Annotated in this window: 14 protein-coding genes and 5 tRNA genes; 5 read left to right on the top strand and 14 right to left on the bottom strand. The window is 48.9% G+C overall.

Going from position 1 to position 19536, the window contains the following annotated elements:
• Positions 1-72: 72 nt before the first annotated feature.
• From DWX26_RS13690 to DWX26_RS13680, 3 genes are all read right to left on the bottom strand, one after another.
• On the bottom strand, positions 73-2328 hold the full coding sequence (locus DWX26_RS13690) for a DNA gyrase/topoisomerase IV subunit A (RefSeq protein ID WP_117761589.1): 2256 nt from the start codon (positions 2326-2328) through the stop codon (positions 73-75).
• Positions 2329-2346: 18 nt separating this feature from the next.
• Positions 2347-4272, bottom strand: a complete 1926-nt coding sequence (locus DWX26_RS13685) for a DNA gyrase/topoisomerase IV subunit B (RefSeq protein WP_117805360.1) — start codon at positions 4270-4272, stop codon at positions 2347-2349.
• Between the two features lie 121 nt (positions 4273-4393).
• Entirely contained in the window at positions 4394-5056 is a 663-nt protein-coding gene (locus DWX26_RS13680; protein WP_118601621.1) for an HAD family hydrolase, read from the bottom strand.
• 204 nt (positions 5057-5260) lie between these two features.
• Here DWX26_RS13680 and DWX26_RS13675 point away from each other — a divergent pair.
• From DWX26_RS13675 to DWX26_RS13655, 5 genes are all read left to right on the top strand, one after another.
• Positions 5261-5332 (top strand) — tRNA-Glu (locus DWX26_RS13675).
• A gap of 52 nt (positions 5333-5384) precedes the next feature.
• A tRNA-Glu gene (locus tag DWX26_RS13670) sits at positions 5385-5456 on the top strand.
• A 52-nt stretch (positions 5457-5508) separates the two neighbouring features.
• Positions 5509-5580, top strand: a tRNA-Glu gene (locus DWX26_RS13665).
• Between the two features lie 53 nt (positions 5581-5633).
• Positions 5634-5705: transfer RNA gene (locus DWX26_RS13660), tRNA-Glu, on the top strand.
• Positions 5706-5758: 53 nt separating this feature from the next.
• A tRNA-Glu gene (locus DWX26_RS13655) sits at positions 5759-5830 on the top strand.
• A 123-nt stretch (positions 5831-5953) separates the two neighbouring features.
• Here DWX26_RS13655 and pepT read toward each other — a convergent pair.
• The 11 genes from pepT to DWX26_RS13600 all read right to left on the bottom strand — a co-directional run bounded on the left by pepT (position 5954) and on the right by DWX26_RS13600 (position 19293).
• Entirely contained in the window at positions 5954-7171 is a 1218-nt protein-coding gene (pepT, locus tag DWX26_RS13650) for a peptidase T (protein WP_055217684.1), read from the bottom strand.
• Between the two features lie 16 nt (positions 7172-7187).
• The gene (locus DWX26_RS13645; RefSeq protein ID WP_022463104.1) at positions 7188-7499 is read right to left on the bottom strand and encodes a metal-sensing transcriptional repressor; all 312 of its coding nucleotides are present in this window, start codon (positions 7497-7499) and stop codon (positions 7188-7190) included.
• 79 nt (positions 7500-7578) lie between these two features.
• Entirely contained in the window at positions 7579-8337 is a 759-nt protein-coding gene (locus tag DWX26_RS13640) for an arginase family protein (protein WP_055228568.1), read from the bottom strand.
• Positions 8338-8354: 17 nt separating this feature from the next.
• Positions 8355-9230, bottom strand: a complete 876-nt coding sequence (locus DWX26_RS13635) for an ABC transporter permease (protein ID WP_055217680.1) — start codon at positions 9228-9230, stop codon at positions 8355-8357.
• Positions 9231-9244: 14 nt separating this feature from the next.
• Entirely contained in the window at positions 9245-10210 is a 966-nt protein-coding gene (locus tag DWX26_RS13630; RefSeq protein ID WP_118601646.1) for an ABC transporter ATP-binding protein, read from the bottom strand.
• Positions 10197-12743 carry a hypothetical protein gene (locus tag DWX26_RS13625; protein ID WP_118601620.1) on the bottom strand — a complete coding sequence of 849 codons (2547 nt, stop codon included), beginning with the start codon at positions 12741-12743 and terminating at the stop codon, positions 10197-10199. Before DWX26_RS13625 ends, DWX26_RS13630 begins: the two co-directional genes overlap by 14 nt.
• Positions 12740-13873 carry a sensor histidine kinase gene (locus tag DWX26_RS13620; RefSeq protein WP_147398129.1) on the bottom strand — a complete coding sequence of 378 codons (1134 nt, stop codon included), beginning with the start codon at positions 13871-13873 and terminating at the stop codon, positions 12740-12742. Before DWX26_RS13620 ends, DWX26_RS13625 begins: the two co-directional genes overlap by 4 nt.
• Positions 13863-14561, bottom strand: a complete 699-nt coding sequence (locus DWX26_RS13615; RefSeq protein ID WP_118601645.1) for a response regulator transcription factor — start codon at positions 14559-14561, stop codon at positions 13863-13865. Before DWX26_RS13615 ends, DWX26_RS13620 begins: the two co-directional genes overlap by 11 nt.
• Before the next feature lie 149 nt (positions 14562-14710).
• Positions 14711-16039, bottom strand: a complete 1329-nt coding sequence (locus DWX26_RS13610) for an MATE family efflux transporter (protein WP_118601618.1) — start codon at positions 16037-16039, stop codon at positions 14711-14713.
• 210 nt (positions 16040-16249) lie between these two features.
• On the bottom strand, positions 16250-18580 hold the full coding sequence (locus DWX26_RS13605; RefSeq protein ID WP_117761595.1) for an ABC transporter permease: 2331 nt from the start codon (positions 18578-18580) through the stop codon (positions 16250-16252).
• A 14-nt stretch (positions 18581-18594) separates the two neighbouring features.
• A complete protein-coding gene (locus DWX26_RS13600; protein WP_117761596.1) occupies positions 18595-19293 on the bottom strand; it encodes an ABC transporter ATP-binding protein in 699 nt (232 codons plus the stop codon).
• Positions 19294-19536 lie beyond the last annotated feature (243 nt).

Genomic DNA, 19536 nt, shown 5'->3' with positions numbered 1-19536 from the left:
CCTTTTATTGCCAAGTGATCTCTCGAAAAACCCGCGGAGCGTGCTTCTCATGGTTATAAACAAAACTCTGCGTTATACCCGGATCTTTGTTCCCTTGGTGTCTCGTTTTGCCAGCTTAATCTTCGCTGTCAGAGAAATCTCTTTGTCGTGATACGTGATCGTGTAATCCATCCGGCTTGCCAGCAGATACGCATGCTCTACCGCGTCGTCCTCTGCCATACGGATACCACGCACACCAACGGCTGCTTTTTTCTTCTCCGGCACTTCACTCGTAAGGAAGCGCAGGAAGACACCGTTTTTCGTCTGCAGAACCACATACTCCTGCTCCTGGCAGACCTCGGCAAGAATCAGACGGTCCTCCTCGGATGAAAGCTTCGTCGCCGCGATCGTTCGTTTTACGACATCAAACTCGGATCCATCGACAAGTTTTACCATACCGGCCGCGCTGACGAACAGCAGCTTATTGTTCTTGATATTTTCCAGTGCATCGACGTAAATCATCTGCTCCTTCTGGCTGCTGTAATTTCCAAGGTTGTCGATCGGCGTTCCCTTGTCACGGAATCTTCCATACGGGATGTCCATTACTTTGATGCTGTGCATCATGCCAAGATCCGTAAAGACGCAGATCTTATCGGTGTTTTTGCACTGGAACACATATTTGTTCTCGTTGTGCACAGCCTCTTTGTTCCGCTCGTAAGCAGACGTATCGATCGTCTTCGCATAACCGAAGCGGTCCATCAGGAAGACAACATCCATCTCCTCGACCTTCGGCTCCTCAAGAACAATCGCCTCAGCATTCTCAATCGCCGTTTTCCGCTTGTGGCCGTACTCTTTTTTTATCTGCGTCAGATCTTCCATAATAACTTCCGACATCGAGTCGTAATGATTTAAGATATCCTCGTACTTCGTAATCTTCGCCACAGTCGCCTCATGATCTTTTAAGAGTGCTTCCACTTCCAGTCCGATCAGTTTCTGCAGACGCATCTCCAGAATCGCCGTTGCCTGGCGTTCCGTAAAGCAGAGCTGTGCTGCCATACGCTCACTTGACTTTGATTTGAAGCGGATACCATCGGTCACTCCCATAATCAGACACTCTTTGACCTGCTTCTGTGTCTTGCTTCCGCGCAGGATCTCAATGATCAGATCGATCACATCGCATGCCTTGATCAGACCTTCCTGCACCTCGCGGCGCTCCATCTCTTTGCGGAGAAGGTTCTGGTATTTGCGGGTTGCCACTTCAAACTGGAAATCAACGTGATGCTCGATCACCTGCTTAAGGCTTAACGTCTCCGGTCTTCCATCTGCCACGGCGAGCATGTTGACACCGAACGTATCTTCCAGACGTGTTTTCTTGTACAGCAGATTCGTGATCCGCTCCACATCCGCGCCTTTTTTCAGTTCGAGCACGATGCGTGTTCCTTCTTTCGAGGACTGGTTGGAAATGTCGACGATTTCCGGCGCTTTCTTGCTCTCCACAAGCCCCGCCACATCGTTCAGGAACTTTCCGATGTTCGCACCGATCATCGGGTACGGAATTTCGGTGATCACAAGATACTGCTTTCCGTTTCTGCCTTTCTCCACTTCCACTTTTCCGCGGATTTTAATCTTTCCGACACCTTTTTCGTAGATCGACAGCAGGTCATCCTGATTGACGACAATACCGCCGGTCGGGAAATCCGGTCCTTTGATGTATTTCATCAGACCTTTGACGGTGATGTCGTTGTTTTTCATGTAGGCCTTGACCGCATCCACAATCTCACACAGGTTGTGCGGCGGAATGCTTGTTGCCATACCGACAGCGATACCGTCTGCGCCATTCAACAGAAGGTTCGGCACGCGCACTGGCAGAACAGACGGCTCTTTTTCCGTCTCGTCGAAGTTCGGTACGAAATCGACAACGTCTTTGTCGAGATCCTTTAAATAGACCTCCTGTGTAATTTTCTGCAGTCTCGCCTCGGTATATCGCATTGCAGCGGCACCGTCACCCTCAATCGACCCGAAGTTTCCGTGACCGTCCACAAGCGGCTGCCCTTTTTTGAAATCCTGTGCCATTACGACAAGAGCATCGTAAATGGAACTGTCGCCGTGCGGATGGTATTTACCCATCGTATCGCCGACGATACGCGCGCACTTTCGGAACGGCTTGTCGTACTGGATGCCGAGCTCATACATGTCATACAGAGTACGGCGCTGTACCGGCTTTAAACCGTCCCGCACGTCCGGAAGCGCTCGGGAAATGATGACGCTCATCGCATAATCAATATAAGATTTCTGCATGACCTCAGAATATTCGGTCCGTATAATCTGATCTTCTGATTTTTCTTTCATCTTCCTTTGTCCTTCCTGTTAAATATCCAGCTCTGCATCGGTTGCATGCTCATAAATAAATGCTTTCCGCGGCGGAACCTCGGTTCCCATCAGTACTTCCGTCACATCGGAGGCCATACGGGCATCCTCGATCTCCACACGCTTCAAAAGTCTCGTCTCCGGATTCAGTGTCGTCTCCCAGAGCTGCTCCGGGTCCATCTCGCCAAGACCTTTGTAGCGCTGCAGCGTAAATTTTTCTTTGTGTGTCTTTCTGTATTTTTCCAGTGCTTTGTCGTCGTACAGATACTCTTCTTTTCCGCGGGACGGCATTGCCTTGTAAAGAGGCGGCATCGCGATATAGACATGTCCCTCGTAGATCAGCTCCGGCATGAAACGGTAGAACAGTGTCAGCAGCAGCGTTGAAATATGCGCACCGTCGACATCGGCATCTGCCATGATGATAATTTTATCGTAACGGAGCTTTGTGATATCGAAGTCGTTGCCGTAACCCTCGGAAAAGCCGCAGCCGAATGCATTGATCATGGATTTGATCTCGGCATTTGCCAGAACTTTATCAATAGAAGCCTTCTCTACGTTCAGAATCTTACCGCGGATCGGCAGAATCGCCTGGAAATTACGGTCACGCGCCGTCTTTGCGGAACCACCCGCAGAATCTCCCTCGACGATAAAGATCTCGCACAGCGACGGATCCTTTTTCTCGCAGTTTGCCAGTTTGCCGTTCGTATCAAACGAATATTTCTGCTTGGTCAGCATATTTGTCTTGGCTTTTTCTTCGCTTCTACGGATTTTGGCAGATCGCTCAGCGCAGGCAAGAACATTTTTCAGCACTTCGAGATTGCGGTCGAAATACAGCGGAATCTCCTCGCCCGTTACTTTTCCGGCGGCCTTTGCCGCATCCGGGTTGTCCAGCTTCGTTTTTGTCTGGCCCTCGAACCGCGGATCCGGGTGCTTGATCGAAATAACAGCGGTCATACCGTTTCGGATATCCGATCCCGTAAAGTTATTGTCTTTTTCTTTTAAGACACCGATCTCTCTGGCATAGCTGTTCATAATCGTCGTAAAGGTCGATTTGAAACCGGAAATATGGGTACCGCCCTCAGCGTTGTAGATATTATTACAGAAGCCGAGCACGTTTTCCTGGAATTCGTTGATATACTGGAACGCACATTCTACGGTAATGCCCTCAGATTCCCCTTTGAAATAAATCGGATCGTGGATTGCCTCTTTGTTCTTATTCAGATCGCGCACAAAACCAACAATGCCATCCGGCTCGTGATACGTCAGGTGCTCCTCTTTTCCATCGCGCAGATCGGAAAAATAAATGGTAAGCGCCGGGTTCAGATATGCAGTCTCATGGAGACGGCTTTTGACCTCTGTTGCGGAAAAACGTGTTTTCTCAAAGATTTCCGGATCCGGCAGGAAGTTGATGCGGGTTCCGCTGTTCTTCGTTTTTCCGATCTTCGGCAGCAGCCCATCCTCATCGAGTTCCTGTACGGCAACACCTCGTTCGTAGCGGTCGTGATAAACCCAGCCGCCGAGGCTGACCTGTACGTCAAGATAGGTGGAAAGCGCATTGACAACCGAAGAACCGACACCGTGCAGACCGCCGCTTGTCTTGTACGCATTGTTGTCGAATTTACCGCCGGCGTGCAGGGTTGTAAAAACGAGACGCTCCGCCGGAACGCCTTTTTCATGCATGCCGACCGGAATTCCGCGGCCGTTGTCGGTCACGGTCGCCGAGCCGTCTGCTTCAAGTGTTACGTGAATGGTGTCGCAGTAGCCCGCAAGATGCTCGTCCACCGCATTGTCTACAATTTCATAAATCAGATGATTCAGGCCTTTCCGCGAGGTACTTCCGATATACATACCAGGGCGCTTACGCACTGCTTCGAGACCTTCCAGCACGGAAATACTGCTGGCATCATACGTTTCTTTTTTTGGCATAACTGTTCTATCCTCACTTATGTGTTACTGTCTTTTTCTCTTAAAAATACTTCTGTCTGTCCCCTTTTGGGGCACAGTATTTTATTATATCATTTTTCTTCCCGGAATAGCAAGATTTTCTTTAGAAGAAAGAATCTCCTCCGTTCATCAGCTCCTTAAAAGAAGTCACGTAGCGGTCTGCTTCCTGCTCCATCTTTGCGCGGTTTCCTTCCCCGCTTCTGTCATACACGCCCACAGCCGCAAATCCGCCCATTTTGGCGCCGCGGATTCCCGCTAGGATATCTTCATATACCACACACGTTTCCGGCGGAAGAGACAGCTTTTCAGCCGCTTTCTCGTAGATATCCGGAAAGCCCTTGCCGCGCTTTACTTCCGAGACGGTGACAAATGCTTTAAAACACTCATAAATCCCATTTCTCTTTAAGGCCGGCTCATACAGCTCCGGGCTCGATGAGGTAGCAACCGCCATGCGGATTCCTTTTTCTTTTAAATAGCGGAGATATTCTGCTGCCCCGTCTTTTAACTCCACTTCATACGTATAGGCGTCGACCGCCATCTGATGCCACTCCTGAATCAGTTCTTCCGGCGTTTCCGGAAAGCCGAACCGTCTGATCGTGTAGCGGGCAGCCTCCAGAAAGCCGAGCGGTGTAATCGCCTCCTGATAATCCGGCGGAACCTCAAGTCCTCTCTTCTTTAAAAATGCAACATCGATGTCATCCCAGACCCGCATCGAGTCGAGCAGTGTTCCGTCCAGATCAAAAATGGCTCCTTTGTACTGTTTCATTTGTCTTCTCCTTCTCTATTCTAATCTTTTTTCTTTCTTTTTAGAACGTATTTCTGTTTTTTAGAACATTTGTTTGTTTTATCATACCATAACTGGCAAAAAATGCAAGTAAAATGCGAATTTCGCTACTTTTTGAAATTTTTTAAATTTTTTTCAAAAAAACACTTGCATTTTCTCCAGACATCGTGTATTATAAGCGAGTACGGTTCGTTGGTCAAGAGGCTAAGACGTCGCCCTCTCACGGCGAAAACAGGGGTTCGATTCCCCTACGAACTGCTGAAGGTTCGCAGGATGCCTTCTCTCTTAAAAATCCTGTTTTAAGCGACATGGTTCGTTGGTCAAGAGGCTAAGACGTCGCCCTCTCACGGCGAAAACAGGGGTTCGATTCCCCTACGAACTGCTGAAGGTTTTGCAGAATCCCTTCTCTTTAAAAATTCTGTTCTATATCATACGGTTCGTTGGTCAAGAGGCTAAGACGTCGCCCTCTCACGGCGAAAACAGGGGTTCGATTCCCCTACGAACTGTTGAAGGTTTCACAGAGTTCCTTCTCTTTTAAAAATTCTGTTCTATATCATATGGTTCGTTGGTCAAGAGGCTAAGACGTTGCCCTCTCACGGCGAAAACAGGGGTTCGATTCCCCTACGAACTGTTGAAGGTTTCACAGAGTCCCTTCTCTTTTAAAAATTCTGTTCTATATCATATGGTTCGTTGGTCAAGAGGCTAAGACGTTGCCCTCTCACGGCGAAAACAGGGGTTCGATTCCCCTACGAACTGCTTTTAATCGGAGCCTGCATGGCTCCGTTTTTTGCTGTGCTGATTTTTTTCTTCCTATCATAAACGCCAGCAAAAAAGCCCGGCAGTTTTCTGCCGGACTTTTCCTTTTTTCTGACAACTCTTTTATTCTGCGTAGATCTTAACCAGTTCTTTCAGCATTGCCATCGTCTTTTCCATCCCCTCAACGGTAATGTGCTCATACGGTCCATGGCATGCATATCCGCCGGTTCCGATGTTCGGGCACGGCAGCCCCATGAAGCTTAAGCGTGCGCCGTCTGTGCCGCCGCGGATCGGAAGAACGATCGGCTCCATGCCGGCTCTTCTGGCTGCCTCTTCGGCATTCTCAATCAGATGGTAGCAAGGACGGATCTTCTCAGCCATGTTGCGGTACTGCTCTTTGATCTCCAGTTTTACCGTTCCCTCGCCGTATTTTTCATTCATTGCTTTTTCAATCCGGCGCAGATTCTCTTCTTTTGCTGCAAATTTCTCTGCATCGTGATCACGGATGATGTATTCGGACTCGGCATGTGCCACATCGCCGGACATACTGGTCAGATGATAGAAGCCTTCATATCCTTCGGTATTTCTCGGGGACTCTGCTTCCGGCAGAAGAGACTGGATCTCGCTTGCAACAGCGATTGCATTGATCATCGTGTCTTTTGCTCCGCCTGGGTGGATGTTAAATCCGGTCACCGTGAATTTCGCTCCGGCTGCATTGAAGTTTTCGAATTCGATTTCTCCCTCTGTGCCGCCGTCCACGGTATAGGCAAACTCTGCGTCAAAGCCTGGAACATCAAAAAAGTCAGGGCCTTCACCGATCTCCTCATCCGGTGTAAATCCGATGGAAATCGGACCGTGCGGGATTTCTCCGGCAAGAAGGGCTTCTGCCAGTGTCATAATCTCTGCCACGCCCGCCTTGTCGTCTGCACCGAGCACCGTTGTTCCATCGCTTGTGATCAGCGTTCTGCCGGCCAGGGATGGAAGATGCGGGAATACCGAAACCTCCAGTGTTCTTCCGCTGTCAGCCAGCTTCAGATCCTTTCCGTCATAATTTTCATGTACGATCGGATTTACCGCATGATCTGCAAAATCAGATACCGTATCCATGTGTGCGATAAATCCCAGTTTTGTCTTTCCTTCGTATCCTTTTGTTGCCGGAATTTTTCCATAGACGTAGCATTTATCCTCTACACGGACATCCGATACACCGAGCGCTTTCATTTCTTCTGCAAGCTGGTCTGCCAGAACTCTCTGACACTCGGAAGACGGATGGGTTCCGCTCTTCTCATTGCTCGGTGTCGGCACTTTAACATAATTCAGTAATCTTTCATATGCTTTCATTTTCTTCTTCTCCTTCTTATTTCATCAGCTTCTGGATGGTTTTGCAGAGCTCATCCACGGCGCCTTCTTTTCCCTGCCGGATATCCTCCACAACGCAGGATTTGATGTGGCTGGAAAGCAGTACCTTGTTGAAGCTGTTTAATGCAGACTGGATCGCGGATACCTGGGTCAGGATATCGACGCAGTAGCGGTCGCTCTCCACCATTTCCCGTATTCCGCGCACCTGGCCTTCAATTCTCGAAAGACGGTGGATCAGATCTTTGTATTCTTTTTCGTCCCGCACTTTTTTCCGGTCGCATTCACTGCAGTGTGTACAACATTCACCCATGAGGTTTCCTCCTTGTGTTCCGTCACTCTATATACCCCGTCTGGGTATGAATTTATGATACTCTTTTGCCCAGACTTTGTCAATCTTCGATTTTTGCCGCAAGCGCGCCGTACAGCTTCTGGTTTACCAGACTTGCCGCGCTGCACTCCGCCTCCGGCGCGTTCGCCGACGGCTCTCCGCAGAGATCGACCGCGAGCACCTTTCTCCCCGCAAGACAGTCCTTTGCAAGGGACAGCAGCTCATCCACACGCACATTTCCCTGATCCCAGTTCGTATCAAGCTCCTCCTTTGACAGAATGTCCTTATCGACCGACAGATATACCGGAAATGTTCCCGCATGGGATGCAAAAATCTCTTTGATCTTCGCCGCTCCGCTTCCGTCGTCGAGCTCTTCCTGTGTCACAAACCAGACATGCTCCATCGCTTCTGTCTCCCGCACCGACGCCTCCGGCGGGCCGATCACACAGATTCCTTTGATGTTTTGATACGCCCCGGCAGCATCCCGGATCCAGGAACCGCAGGAGAGCACCGGAAGAAGCGCCGGCGGCTGCATATCGGTATGGTGGTCGAATACGGCTAAAAACAAATCTTCTTTTTCCAGTCCCAGCAGCAATTTGCTCATATAGTGATAATTGCCGGAATCCAGAAGGCGGATCCGCGGCAGCTCTTTCGTTTCTTTTTTTCGGCCAAGTTCCGCTTCCAGAAACTGCTCCGTCTCCGGATCGAGATAACCGTCAGTTCCCCGGAGCTCTCTTAGATCCCAGATCTTTCCCGCCTGCTCCCAGGCATATCCTTCGGACTCATAAATTCCGGAAAGGCTAAAACAAAATGGTTTCATCTTCTCTTTTACTCCTGTTATTTATTTAATGGATTCAGCTTTCTTCCCGCCGTTACAAGAAGAACGGCTGATATCAGAAGCTGCAGAACGGCACTCGCCTCCGGCAGATAATGGATCAGCGGATTCTGTCCGTAATTTCCAAGCAGATAGCAGAGCTGTTCCATCTCTCTTCCATTCCCAAGCTGGCGGCTGATGATCCCCGCAAACGAGGTAAACGGATTGAAAAGAAGAAGGTAAATTACACCTCCTACATCGATCTGCTGATAAGCTGCCGTCATCTCCTGCTGCAGCAGTCCTGCGTAGTAGGCAAGCCCCGTGCAGGCGCATATTCCTACGACCAGAAAAACGACAATGACATAGGAAAGAACGGTCGCCAGTGTGGTCCGCTTAAAAACAACCGAACAGAAAATGCCGATACTGCCGACAAAAATTCCGGTCAGAAGAAGGCCTCCCGCCATCAGAAGCAGTCCGCCAAGGCCGATACCGCCGAACACCACAACAAGGGACAGCACCGGCAGTGCCGAAACCGTCAGTATCAGAACAACGCCAAGCGATGCCTCCAGCTTTCCCGTAATGATTCTCCACGGGTTCAGGTTCGTCGTCAGCAGCACATCCAGCGTTTTTTTCTCACGCTCCAGCGAAATGCTTCCTCCCGCAACCGCCGGAACTGAAAGGACGACGAGAATAAACAGAAGATACGTCATCAGAATATAGCAGTTCATCGGAACGCTGTAACTGACCGGTGCCAGATAGCCAAGCTGGCTGCTCTCCCCGAAATAGCAGACAAACGCAACCACGGCAAGCAGCAGATTGCAGACAAAAATAATCCAGGAAATCCGCGATGACCGCGAGTTCCGCTTCATTTCTTTTTCAAATACAGGATTTAACCGCACGTTTCGTTCCCTCCTTATCCGATCGTGTTTCCGAACGTTTCTGTGTTTCGGCTCTTCTGTTCCGTTTCCCCGGTCAGATGGAAGAACAGGGACTCCAGGCTGTTGTGTTCCCGTGCAAACGAAACCACAAGGATTCCGGCATCCACCAGTTTCTGCAGCAGATACGCCTCCTCCTCCCGGCTTCCCGAAAACCAGGCCGCAATCTTGTTTTCATCCACAGAAAGGCGGCTGACCTGCGGATCCTGCCGCAATAGTTCCAGCGCCTTTGGCACCTGGTTCAGCACAGTGATGCGCAGCGGATTGGAGCTGTCGATCGCAAGCATAATGTTTTCCAGCTTTCCCTGCTGTACCATGACACCTCCGTTGATGACACCGATGCTGGTGCACAGATCTGCTAATTCCGAAAGAATATGGGAGCTGATCAGAATCGTATAATCCTCCCGCGCCAATCGCTGCAGGAGAAGCTGAAAATCCTTTCTCGAACGCGGATCCAGACCGGAATTCGGTTCGTCCAGCACCAGAAGCTTCGGTTTATGGATCATCGCGCGCGCCAGACAGAGCCGCTGCTGTATGCCCCTTGAGAGCGAATCCACCATCTGCTCCTCTTTTCCCGATAGTTCGACCATCTCCAGCACTTCCCGCGCACGGACGGTTCCTGCCCGCCCGTAAATTCCATACGATGCGGCAAAAAATTCCAGATACTCTATCACGTTTAAGTTTTCATAAACGCCAAAGAAATCAGGCACAAAGCCGATCAGGCTTTTCTGCTTCAGAATATTTTTTGTCGTCCGCACGCCGTCCAGCCACAGATCGCCGCCGTCGCTCTTTAAAAGCCCTGAAATAATGCGCAGCGTCGTTGTTTTTCCCGCACCGTTCGGTCCGACAAAGCCGTAAATATCGCCTTTTTTTACTTCCATATCAAGACCGTTCAGGGCATATGTTTTTCCGTATTTTTTGGTCAGTTTCTCAATTTTCAGTATCGACATTTGGCTCCTCCGCTAACAGGTTCTCCAGATATTGCTCCGGTGGGATCTCTTTCGCCTTTACGATCAGATTCGGTGCTTCATAGTATCCATAATTTTCATGATACTCTTCTCCCTTTTCCTCTTCGGAAAGACGGTACCGCACACGGATCTGGTTGTCCACATTCACATACTGCGCCTCCAGCGCCGGATCACTCGCAAAATCGATCTCCCAGTCGGAAATTTCATCATACGTTCCCGTCTGAAAATTGTACAGCTCAATGATTCCATTGAAATTCCGGATCTTGGTCCCATCCTCCGTGCGGGCTTTCTCGAAAGCAAGCGAAAGAATGGTTCCCCGTTTTCCTCCCCCGCCGGTTTCTGCCGCCTGGATCTTATCTTCTAACGCCGTCATCGCATACGGCCAGAATGCAGGATCATAGATTCCCTCGGAATCCGGCTGCATCACGCCTTTAGCATACATTCCATACAGACACCAGATGTTGTTGTTTTCAAAGACACCGTTCAGATAATACGTTACTTCTGTTTCCTCTTCCGAGATTCCGCCGGAATTCGGTCCCATTTCAAAGCTTACCGTGTTTCCGCCGTCCCATCCGCTGTACTCCTGCGCATACGGACAGTACACAACGCCGGCCTCTTTCATGTCCACAGACACTTCCTGATAGTAATACGAGATTCCATACGCTTCGTATCCGCTGTCAAGCTGGAACGTATCGTCATTGCCTGCCAGCTTTCCAAAGAAAAGGCAGTTGTCACTCCGGTTCGGCATGTGATTATAGATGACGCCGTCCAGATAATTTTTCTCTATCTCCGGCAGATCTTCTGCCGCACTCCAATTTCCGAACTCCCGCACGCTGTCCGCTTCTATTCCATCCAGCGTGATCGTCTCCCCGTTTTTGATGTCTCCAATGAGGGCACAGTAACCTGGAACGGCGATCACACAGCTCTCCAGATCATAGCCTGTCTTATTTTCCACGGTTCCGCTGATCTTCTGATCCCAGAAATGAAACGTGCCTTTCAGTCCTTTGCCTTCGTCCAGCGTTTCCATCCGCTGCATGCCGAACTCATTCAGGGCAAATGCAGCCTGATTGGAAATTTCTGCCCTGTTTTTCTGTTCTCCGAAACTGATCTCCGTCTTTTCATATTCCGCATCCTCCGTTTCCGGCTGTGCCGTGCTGTTGGACATATAGTCCATACGGTTGTACGTCACCAGATCGTAGGACGGATCCAGATACAGCTCATAGGAAGCATTGTACGGCGCCTGTGCACAGAAATTAATGTAATCTTTCTGGTATGTATCGTACTGCCAGATTTCTCTTACATACGTCAGCACCGGGGCCTTAAGCCTCGTGCTCTGGCCAAACAGACTGATCAGCATAACAAAGACGGCCGAGCAGGCACAGATCGCCCCCCAGAGATACTGACGTTTTCCTGTTTTTTTCAAAAAGAAATACAATCCCGGCCCTGCCAGAACCAGATAGACCAGAATCAGGCCGCCGTACAGCACCGTATTCGGACGGTTCCGGATCTTAGTGTTTTCCAGAAGATCGGAAATCGTATAGTATTTCTGATAATTCGTATTTCGTTTTGCCAGAAGGCGGCTGGTGGTCTCTTCGTCCAGAATATTTTTCAGAAAATCTACCGGCGCTTCTTTAAACGCACTGCGCTGGCTTTCCGCAAATGTCTCGTTTCCCGAAAAGGTAATCAGAAGACCTCCCTCTGCCTGCCAGAGATCAATTTCTTTCTGGAGTGTCTCATCCAGTTCTTCTTTGGACTGCTCCAGAAGGATCAGCACATCCGGCGAATACGACTCCGCAAGCCCGACAAGCTCCTCTGCCCGGACAGATGCAGCTTCCACCTCATAAATCCCGTCGTTCAGCGTAACTCCATTCAGCTGCTGCCCGTAATTAGTTTCTTCTTCCACAACGCAGACTTCCACCTTGGACTGGAAGAAGCCTTCACTCGAAATCGTTTCTTCCCGACTGTACACCGTGTCCCTCTGGCTGTTCTCCAGGCGCAGGACACAAAAAGACGTATTTTCCACCAGAAGCCCTGCCGAAAAAGTCTTTGTAACGGTTCCGTTCGCCGGAATATAGATTGGAAAACGGTACGTAAAAAGGCTGTTTCTTCCATCGCCCGACCGCTTGCCCCCCGGAAACAGTTTTGAGAGAATGCCTTCTCCACTGTTTCCGCGGTAAATCGATTCCGCGGCGTTTTTTATCTGAAAAACAAAGTATCCTTCAAATTCAACAGCGCTCTCATTTGTGATTGTCACACGAATCGGTACGTGATTCCCATCCTGATAGTTTCCTTCGAATCCATAAGAAAAATCAATCTGGTATTCCCCTGCGTAGCTGTTGGCAAGAAGCTGCTTTTCTTTCCCGCCGCTTCTTCCGCCATCCGACGGCGTGTTCTGATAAAGTTCTGTCCGCGTTGTCATCGCAGACACCCTCTGAACTCCCGCCAGAAGCAGAATCAGCAGCAAAATACCGGACAGACAGCAGATTTTGCTTCTTCTTTTCCTGTTCATCGCTTTTCGTCCGCTTTCTTCCCCTTTGGCATTCCGACCGGCAGTTCCACCTCAAAGACGGTTCCCTGCAGATCACTTTTTACCCGCACCTGTCCGTGATGCAGTTCCGCAATCTGCTGTACAATCGCAAGTCCAAGTCCCGTCCCGCCGGTATCGCGGCTCCTCGACTGCTCTGTCCGGTAAAATTTCTGGAAAATATGATCCAGTTCCTGTTTTGGAATGATCCGTCCGTAGTTAATGACACGCGTGACCACATATTCACCCTCTTTTTCCATTGAGACGCGGATCTGTTTTCCCTCTTTTCCGTATTTGACAGCATTGTTCAGCAGATTTCCAAAGAGCCGTGCCAGCAGCTCACCGTCCGCCTCGAGAAAAATCGCATGTTCCGCATGCAGAAATTCCACCTGAAGCTCATTTTTCACAAAAGACGGCGTCATCTCGTCGAGCATCTGCTCCATCAGCTGCACCAGATCAAGTTTTCCGAGATGCAGCTGCATCTCTTTGTGCTCCAGCTTGACGAATCCAAACAGTTCGTTCGTGAGCTGCTCCAGACGGAGTGCTTTCTGATAGGCAATATCGATATAATGATTTCTCGTCTCCTCATCCAGATCCGTCCGCGTGCGCACCCAGCCGAGATAGCCGATAATCGAAGTCAGCGGCGTACGGAGGTCATGTGCCACGGATGAGACGAGATCGTTTTTCGTATGCTCCGCGATCCGTTCCCGTTCCATAATTTCCTTGATATTCTGCTGCATCGTATTTAAGTTCTCCGCCATCACAGAAAACTCGTCATTTCCCTTTACCTCGATCGGATGATCAAAATCCCCTGCTGATATCTCCTTTACCTTTTCCAGAATCTTCCCAATGTATCGGATGGTTTCGCGCATCAGGAAATAAAAGGTCAGGCAGAACGAAAGCAGCGCAGCCGCCGTCAGAATCATCGTCCGCACCGATGGGCGGAGGCCTCCCGGTCCGATCCAGGCGCTCCGGTAACCGATGTTCATCAGTCCATTGCCGAAAAAGGTCAGAATCCCGTCGGTAAGCGTCACTACAAGCACCGTGATAAGTGCACTTACAATCAGATCAAAGACCATCCTCTGGCTGAAGTTTTTTATAAAATCAGGCTTCAATTTTGTATCCCACTCCCCAGACTGTTGTAATAATCTTATCTTCTCTTGTGTCGTCTTTCATTTTTCCGCGCAGACGGCGGATATGTACCATAACCGTGTTGTTCGCCTCATAGAATTTTTCATGCCAGACGCGCTCGAAAATTTCGTCTGTACCGAACACACGGCCCGGGTTGGAGGCCAGCAGATACAGAATATCAAATTCAATCGGTGTCAACTTGATGCTTTCTCCGTAGCAGACAACCTGATGGGTTACCTTGTTGATTTCCAGACGCTTTAAGGAAATCACTTCCTGGCGCTCGTGCGGCTTCGACGGATTCAGTTCGCGGTAGCGGCGGAGCTGGGATTTTACACGCGCCATCAGCTCCAGCGGATTGAACGGTTTTGCCACGTAATCGTCTGCTCCCGTTGACAGACCGACGATCTTGTCGATATCCTGCGTTTTGGCACTTACCATGATGATCGGAATGTTGTTCGTCTCCCGGATGCGGCGGCACATCGCAATACCGTCCATATCCGGCATCATCACATCGAGCAGCACCAGGTCGATTTTTTTCTCCTCCAGAATGCGGAGTCCCTCTTTTGCACTGTACGCTTTTAATACCTGAAATCCATCGCTGATCAGATAAATTTCCAGCAGATCCGCGATTTCTTTTTCATCATCCACAACTAAAATATTTGTTTCTTCCACGTCGTTTCCATCCTCTCTGTTTTTAACTACCGTAATGGTACCATGAATATTCAAAAAAATCTTTACTTAATTCTTACGTCTGTATTATCTATTATAAAAAGAAAAGCCGCCTTCCACAAGAGGCCGCTTTTCTTTTCTTCTTATATTTTTTATCTTCGTACTGCGCGGCGGTATACCACAAGAGAAACCGCTGCGGAAATGACCTCTGTGATCCAGAAGGCGTGCCATACGAAAACGCCGCCTCCCAGATGGGACAGCAGGTAAGCTGCCGGGAGAATGACAATGACATTTCGGCAGAGGGAAATGATCAGGGAAGATCCACCTTTTCCGAGTCCCTCCAGCGCACCGGAGGATGTGATGGAAACTGCCGAAATCAAAAAGCCCGCGCTGATGCGTGTCAGTGCCTGTCCGCCAAGACGGATGGTCTCCGGATTGCTGCTGAACAGTCCGATCAGCTGTTCCGGAATGGCAAGGCAGATGCCGGTTCCAATAAGCATGATCACCGCACACATAATCAGGGTGATCTCATAAATCTTCCGCACACGCTTATGCTCGCCTGCGCCGTAGTTGAAGCCGATAATCGGGCGCATGCCCTGTACAATGCCGTTTGCTGTCAGATAGATGAACGTCTGCAGCTTGTAGTAAATGCCGAGCACGACAACGTAGCTCTGGGAATACACGGCCAGGATTCCATTCAGTGCGGAAATCAGAAGAGACGGCAGCGCCAGGTTCAGGATCGCCGGGACGCCGATCGCATACAGTCTTCCGACCAGATTTTTTCCTTCTTTTAAATATTCCGGATGGATTTTGACCGAAATCGGGCGGATCTTGTAAATGATCCAGTAAATCACGACCGGTGTCACCTGACCGATGCCGGTTGCAAGTGCCGCACCCTCAATTCCAAGACGCGGGAACGGTCCGATTCCGAAAATAATCAGCGGATCCAGAATGATGTTGACAATACAGCCGATCATCATACCGGTCATCGTCACTTTCATCCGGCCGACTGCCTGAAAAACCTTTTCAAAGTAAAGGTTTGCCATGATTGCTATGGTAAACAGAAAGATAATCCGTGAATACCGGACACCAAGATCGATGACAGTTTCGGAAGAAGAAAACATCCGCAGGAAACGCTCGATGACCAGAAGGCTTCCGATCGTTAAAATAACCGCATGCAGCATGGTAAGGGCAAGACCCTGCGTTGCAGCACAGCCGGCTGCCTTTTTGTCACCCGCTCCCAGATAATACGAAATCACCGCATTCAGTCCGATTCCAAAACCGATGGCAACGGCATTTACAAAATTCTGTACCGGATAAACCAGGGAGAGCGCCGTCATGGCATCTTCGCTGATCTGTGCGACAAAGAAGCTGTCCACAATGTTATATAAGGAATTGACCAGCATCGAGATTACCATTGGAAGCGCCATCGAAACCAGCAGTGGAAATACTGGCTTTTCTTTCATAAAGTTTTCGTTCATTATTACCTCCATTTGTGATCTTTTCTGTTGGTGGGCTTACGTGCAGGCACGGACTTTGCTCCATTGCCACAAAAAAAGCCACGCAATTATCTGCTTTCGATAATTGCGTGGCGAAAAGAACTTTATTACAAGTTGAAAAATCCACACCAAGTTTGAGAGCAATATACCACACTTTGCCCGGGCTTGTCAAGATTTCTCCTGTAACTTTTTTTATTCTACATTTTTCAGTGCCTCGTCCATCGGAATCTTTTGGATGTGGCGGAACTGCAGCACAGCGATAACAGCATACGCCGCAAGGCCCATCAGATACATTTTTCCGTAAATTGCCGGATCAATATAGTATGTCAGCCAGCCGCTGTACTCGGAAAGCATAATGACATAAATCTGGCGGATCAGCGCGGAGGCAATGATCAGGCTGGCACCGATTGAGACGATCACAACCCAGGTTGTCGCCGTCAAATACAGACTCAAAATTTCCCTGTTCTCGTAGCCGAGAATCTTTACCATCGAAATCGAAGTCGTATTCTTCTCGATGATCAGCTTCGTCAGCAGATAAATCAGCAGCATGAACAGTACAATCGAGAAAACATTGATCAGCTGGAACATTTCTCCCATCGACACATTGAGCTGCCGTGAAATCTTTGTCATATCATCTTCCGTAATTTTCGTCGCGATATACGATTCCTCCAGGTCCGTGATCGGCTCATTGGAGAAATAGCCGTTAAAGTAGTCCTCTGGATGATCGAATTCCTCGCAGAAGACATCCATCGGCAGAAATACCGCAAGGGCTCCCGGGTAGGCATAAATGCTTTTTACTTCAAAGCTGTACGTTTTGTCCTCATACGGCTCTTTCAGTTCCAGTGTATCGCCGACTTTCATTCCATATTTTTCGGCATAACCGTCGGAAATCGTCACGCCGTCCTCAAACAGTTCAGCGGAAACATATTTGCTGTCTTTCTGAATTCCATATACCGAAATGCTCTCGCCCTCCCGGTTTTTCGGAATATTCTTCAGCGATGTGACGGCAAACGTTTCCACGCCCTCCGTATTTGTCTTCAGTGACGGCGTCAGAAGTTTCTGCACAATTCCCATCAGCGTGTACTCATCATCCTCATCGATCGGATCCGGGACATTTAAAATATACTGGTAATCTGCCAGCATATTTTCCACCGCCTCCGTCTGGTAATGTGACAGCAGCGGTTTCATCATCATACCGAACAGCAACAGAATATTGGCAAATACGATACCGAGAAACAGGGTAAAGTAACTCGATTTGTTCTGCAGCAGGATCCGCAGACGAAACCGCGAGAAGAACCGGAAGTTCGGAAGACGCACCGCATGGCTTTTTCCTTTCTTTGCAAAATCGTGGCGCAGAAAACGCAGCGGTGACAGACGCAGACGGCCGGAAATCAGCACCGCGTTGATCACAAACATCAGAATTGCCGGAATTACGGTCGTGAGCAGAAATGCATTGGCATTCCACCGCGTCTGATACGTCGGCAGACTGTAGCTTCCATAATACATACCGGCGCAGATATCTTTAAACACGGTGTATCCCAGAATATTTCCAATCACCGCCGACAAAATCGTAATCAGTACCGGCAGGGACAGATAATGCAGCAGAAGTTCCCGTCTCGTATAGCCGGATGCGCGCAGCGTTCCGATCACCGACGCTTCTTTTACAATCGTATTGTTTGTCGTAACTGCAAAAATGAACGCCATGATGGCAATCAGGATGTACAGCAGTACCTCCACCATCGCCTTGTCACCGCCCATATCGTCGCCGGTAAATTTGATTGCCTGATTGCCGTAGCGCGGCAGATAACCCGTCAGCGAGGAATGAGCCGCCAGAACCTCGACGAAATTATCGGACCATTCTTTTTCCTCGTTTTCATCTTTCGGTTCCGTATCGTATTTCCAGGAATAGCAGTATTTGATATGGTCATCGGTAATGGCATCATACCCTTCTTCGGTCATGATTCCCACACCGAATTTAACCGCATCGAACATCATGTCACTCGAATTGCTGAACAGCGCACTGTAATCCGAAAGTGCCACAAGACCGGTAACCGTCAGTTCTTTTTTATCAACCGAGATCACATCACCGACCTGCAGGTCATTATTGTCCGCATACATACGGTCAATTGCAATTTCATCCTTCTGCTGCGGCATTTCGCCTTTCATCAGGCAGACCAGATTGACCTCTGTTCTGTTTTTAAAAAGACGGATCGTGCTCTCTGGTTCCGAATCCAGATCCGTGTCGACATCTTCGTCTTTATAGAAATTCTCGTAAATCGTTACCTTCTCTTTTTCCAGCCGTGTTCTCTGGTCGTCGGTGAGCTTCTGTTCTGTTGTAAAATTTCCGTTTTCCACGTTGTATTTTTCAAAGCTTTCATCGTAAGCATACAGCATGCTCTCATCCGCAACGAGAAAACCGGACACAAAGCCAATCGTCGCCGTCATAAACAGAAAAATAACGAGATATTTTCCAATATCGTTCTTCAGTTCCCGCAGCAGGCGTTTTCGTAATGGATTTTTCATACTTCCACCCCGCTTTACCAGTCCAGATCGCCGGCGGCGATTTTGGTCTCATTGACGTAGTTTTTACGGATCTGGCCGTCGCGCAGACGAATCACGCGGTCCGCCATGTTTTTGATCGCATCATTGTGTGTTACCATAATGACGGTGTTGCCGTACTTCTGATTGACGTCCTCGATCAGCTTCAAAATTTCTTTTGAAGTATGGTAATCGAGTGCACCTGTCGGCTCATCACAGAGCAGAATGCTTGGATTTTTGATGATAGCTCTTCCGATTGAAGTACGCTGCTGCTGACCGCCAGAGAGCTGGTTCGGCAGCTTGTCGCGGTGGTCATAGAGCCCCAGTGTCTTTAACAGATTGTTGATGTCGAGCGGATGATTGCTTAAGTATGCGCCGACTTCCATATTTTCTTTCACCGTCAGGTTTGGAATCAGATTGTACATCTGGAAAACGTATCCTAAATGTTTTCGTCTGTACCGTGTCAGCGTTTTTTCATTCATATCCTCAATTTTTTCGCCTTCAATCACGATCGAACCGCTGTCCGCCTCGTCGATTCCGCCGATAATATTCAACAGTGTCGATTTACCGGAACCGGATGGACCTAGGAGAACACAGATTTCACCTTTTTCCACAGAAAACTGGATTCCCTTTAAGACCTCCACACGGCTTTCACCGGTTCCAAAACTCTTCTTCAGGTTATTAATCTCAAGAAACATAACTTTCCTCCCTGCATCTTTTTTCCTGAGTGTGTAAGAGTCTGTTTTGTGTTAGACTCTTCTAACCCCATAATACTGCTTTTTCTGTGAAATGAAAAGCGCTGTTAATGAGTATTTTTTCTCATTAGCAGCGCTCTTTCTTTTATTTTTTAACAGTAAAAAACCATCGGATCTCTCCGATGGTTTTTCCGATATACCTTCAAAACCGCATACACTACACATCTATCATTCCATTTTTTGTGA

Origin of the sequence: Blautia sp. AF19-1 (assembly GCF_003479155.1) — a bacterium.
GTDB classification, from domain to species: domain Bacteria; phylum Bacillota; class Clostridia; order Lachnospirales; family Lachnospiraceae; genus Fusicatenibacter; species Fusicatenibacter saccharivorans.
This window is presented reverse-complemented; position numbering and strand designations above follow the sequence as displayed.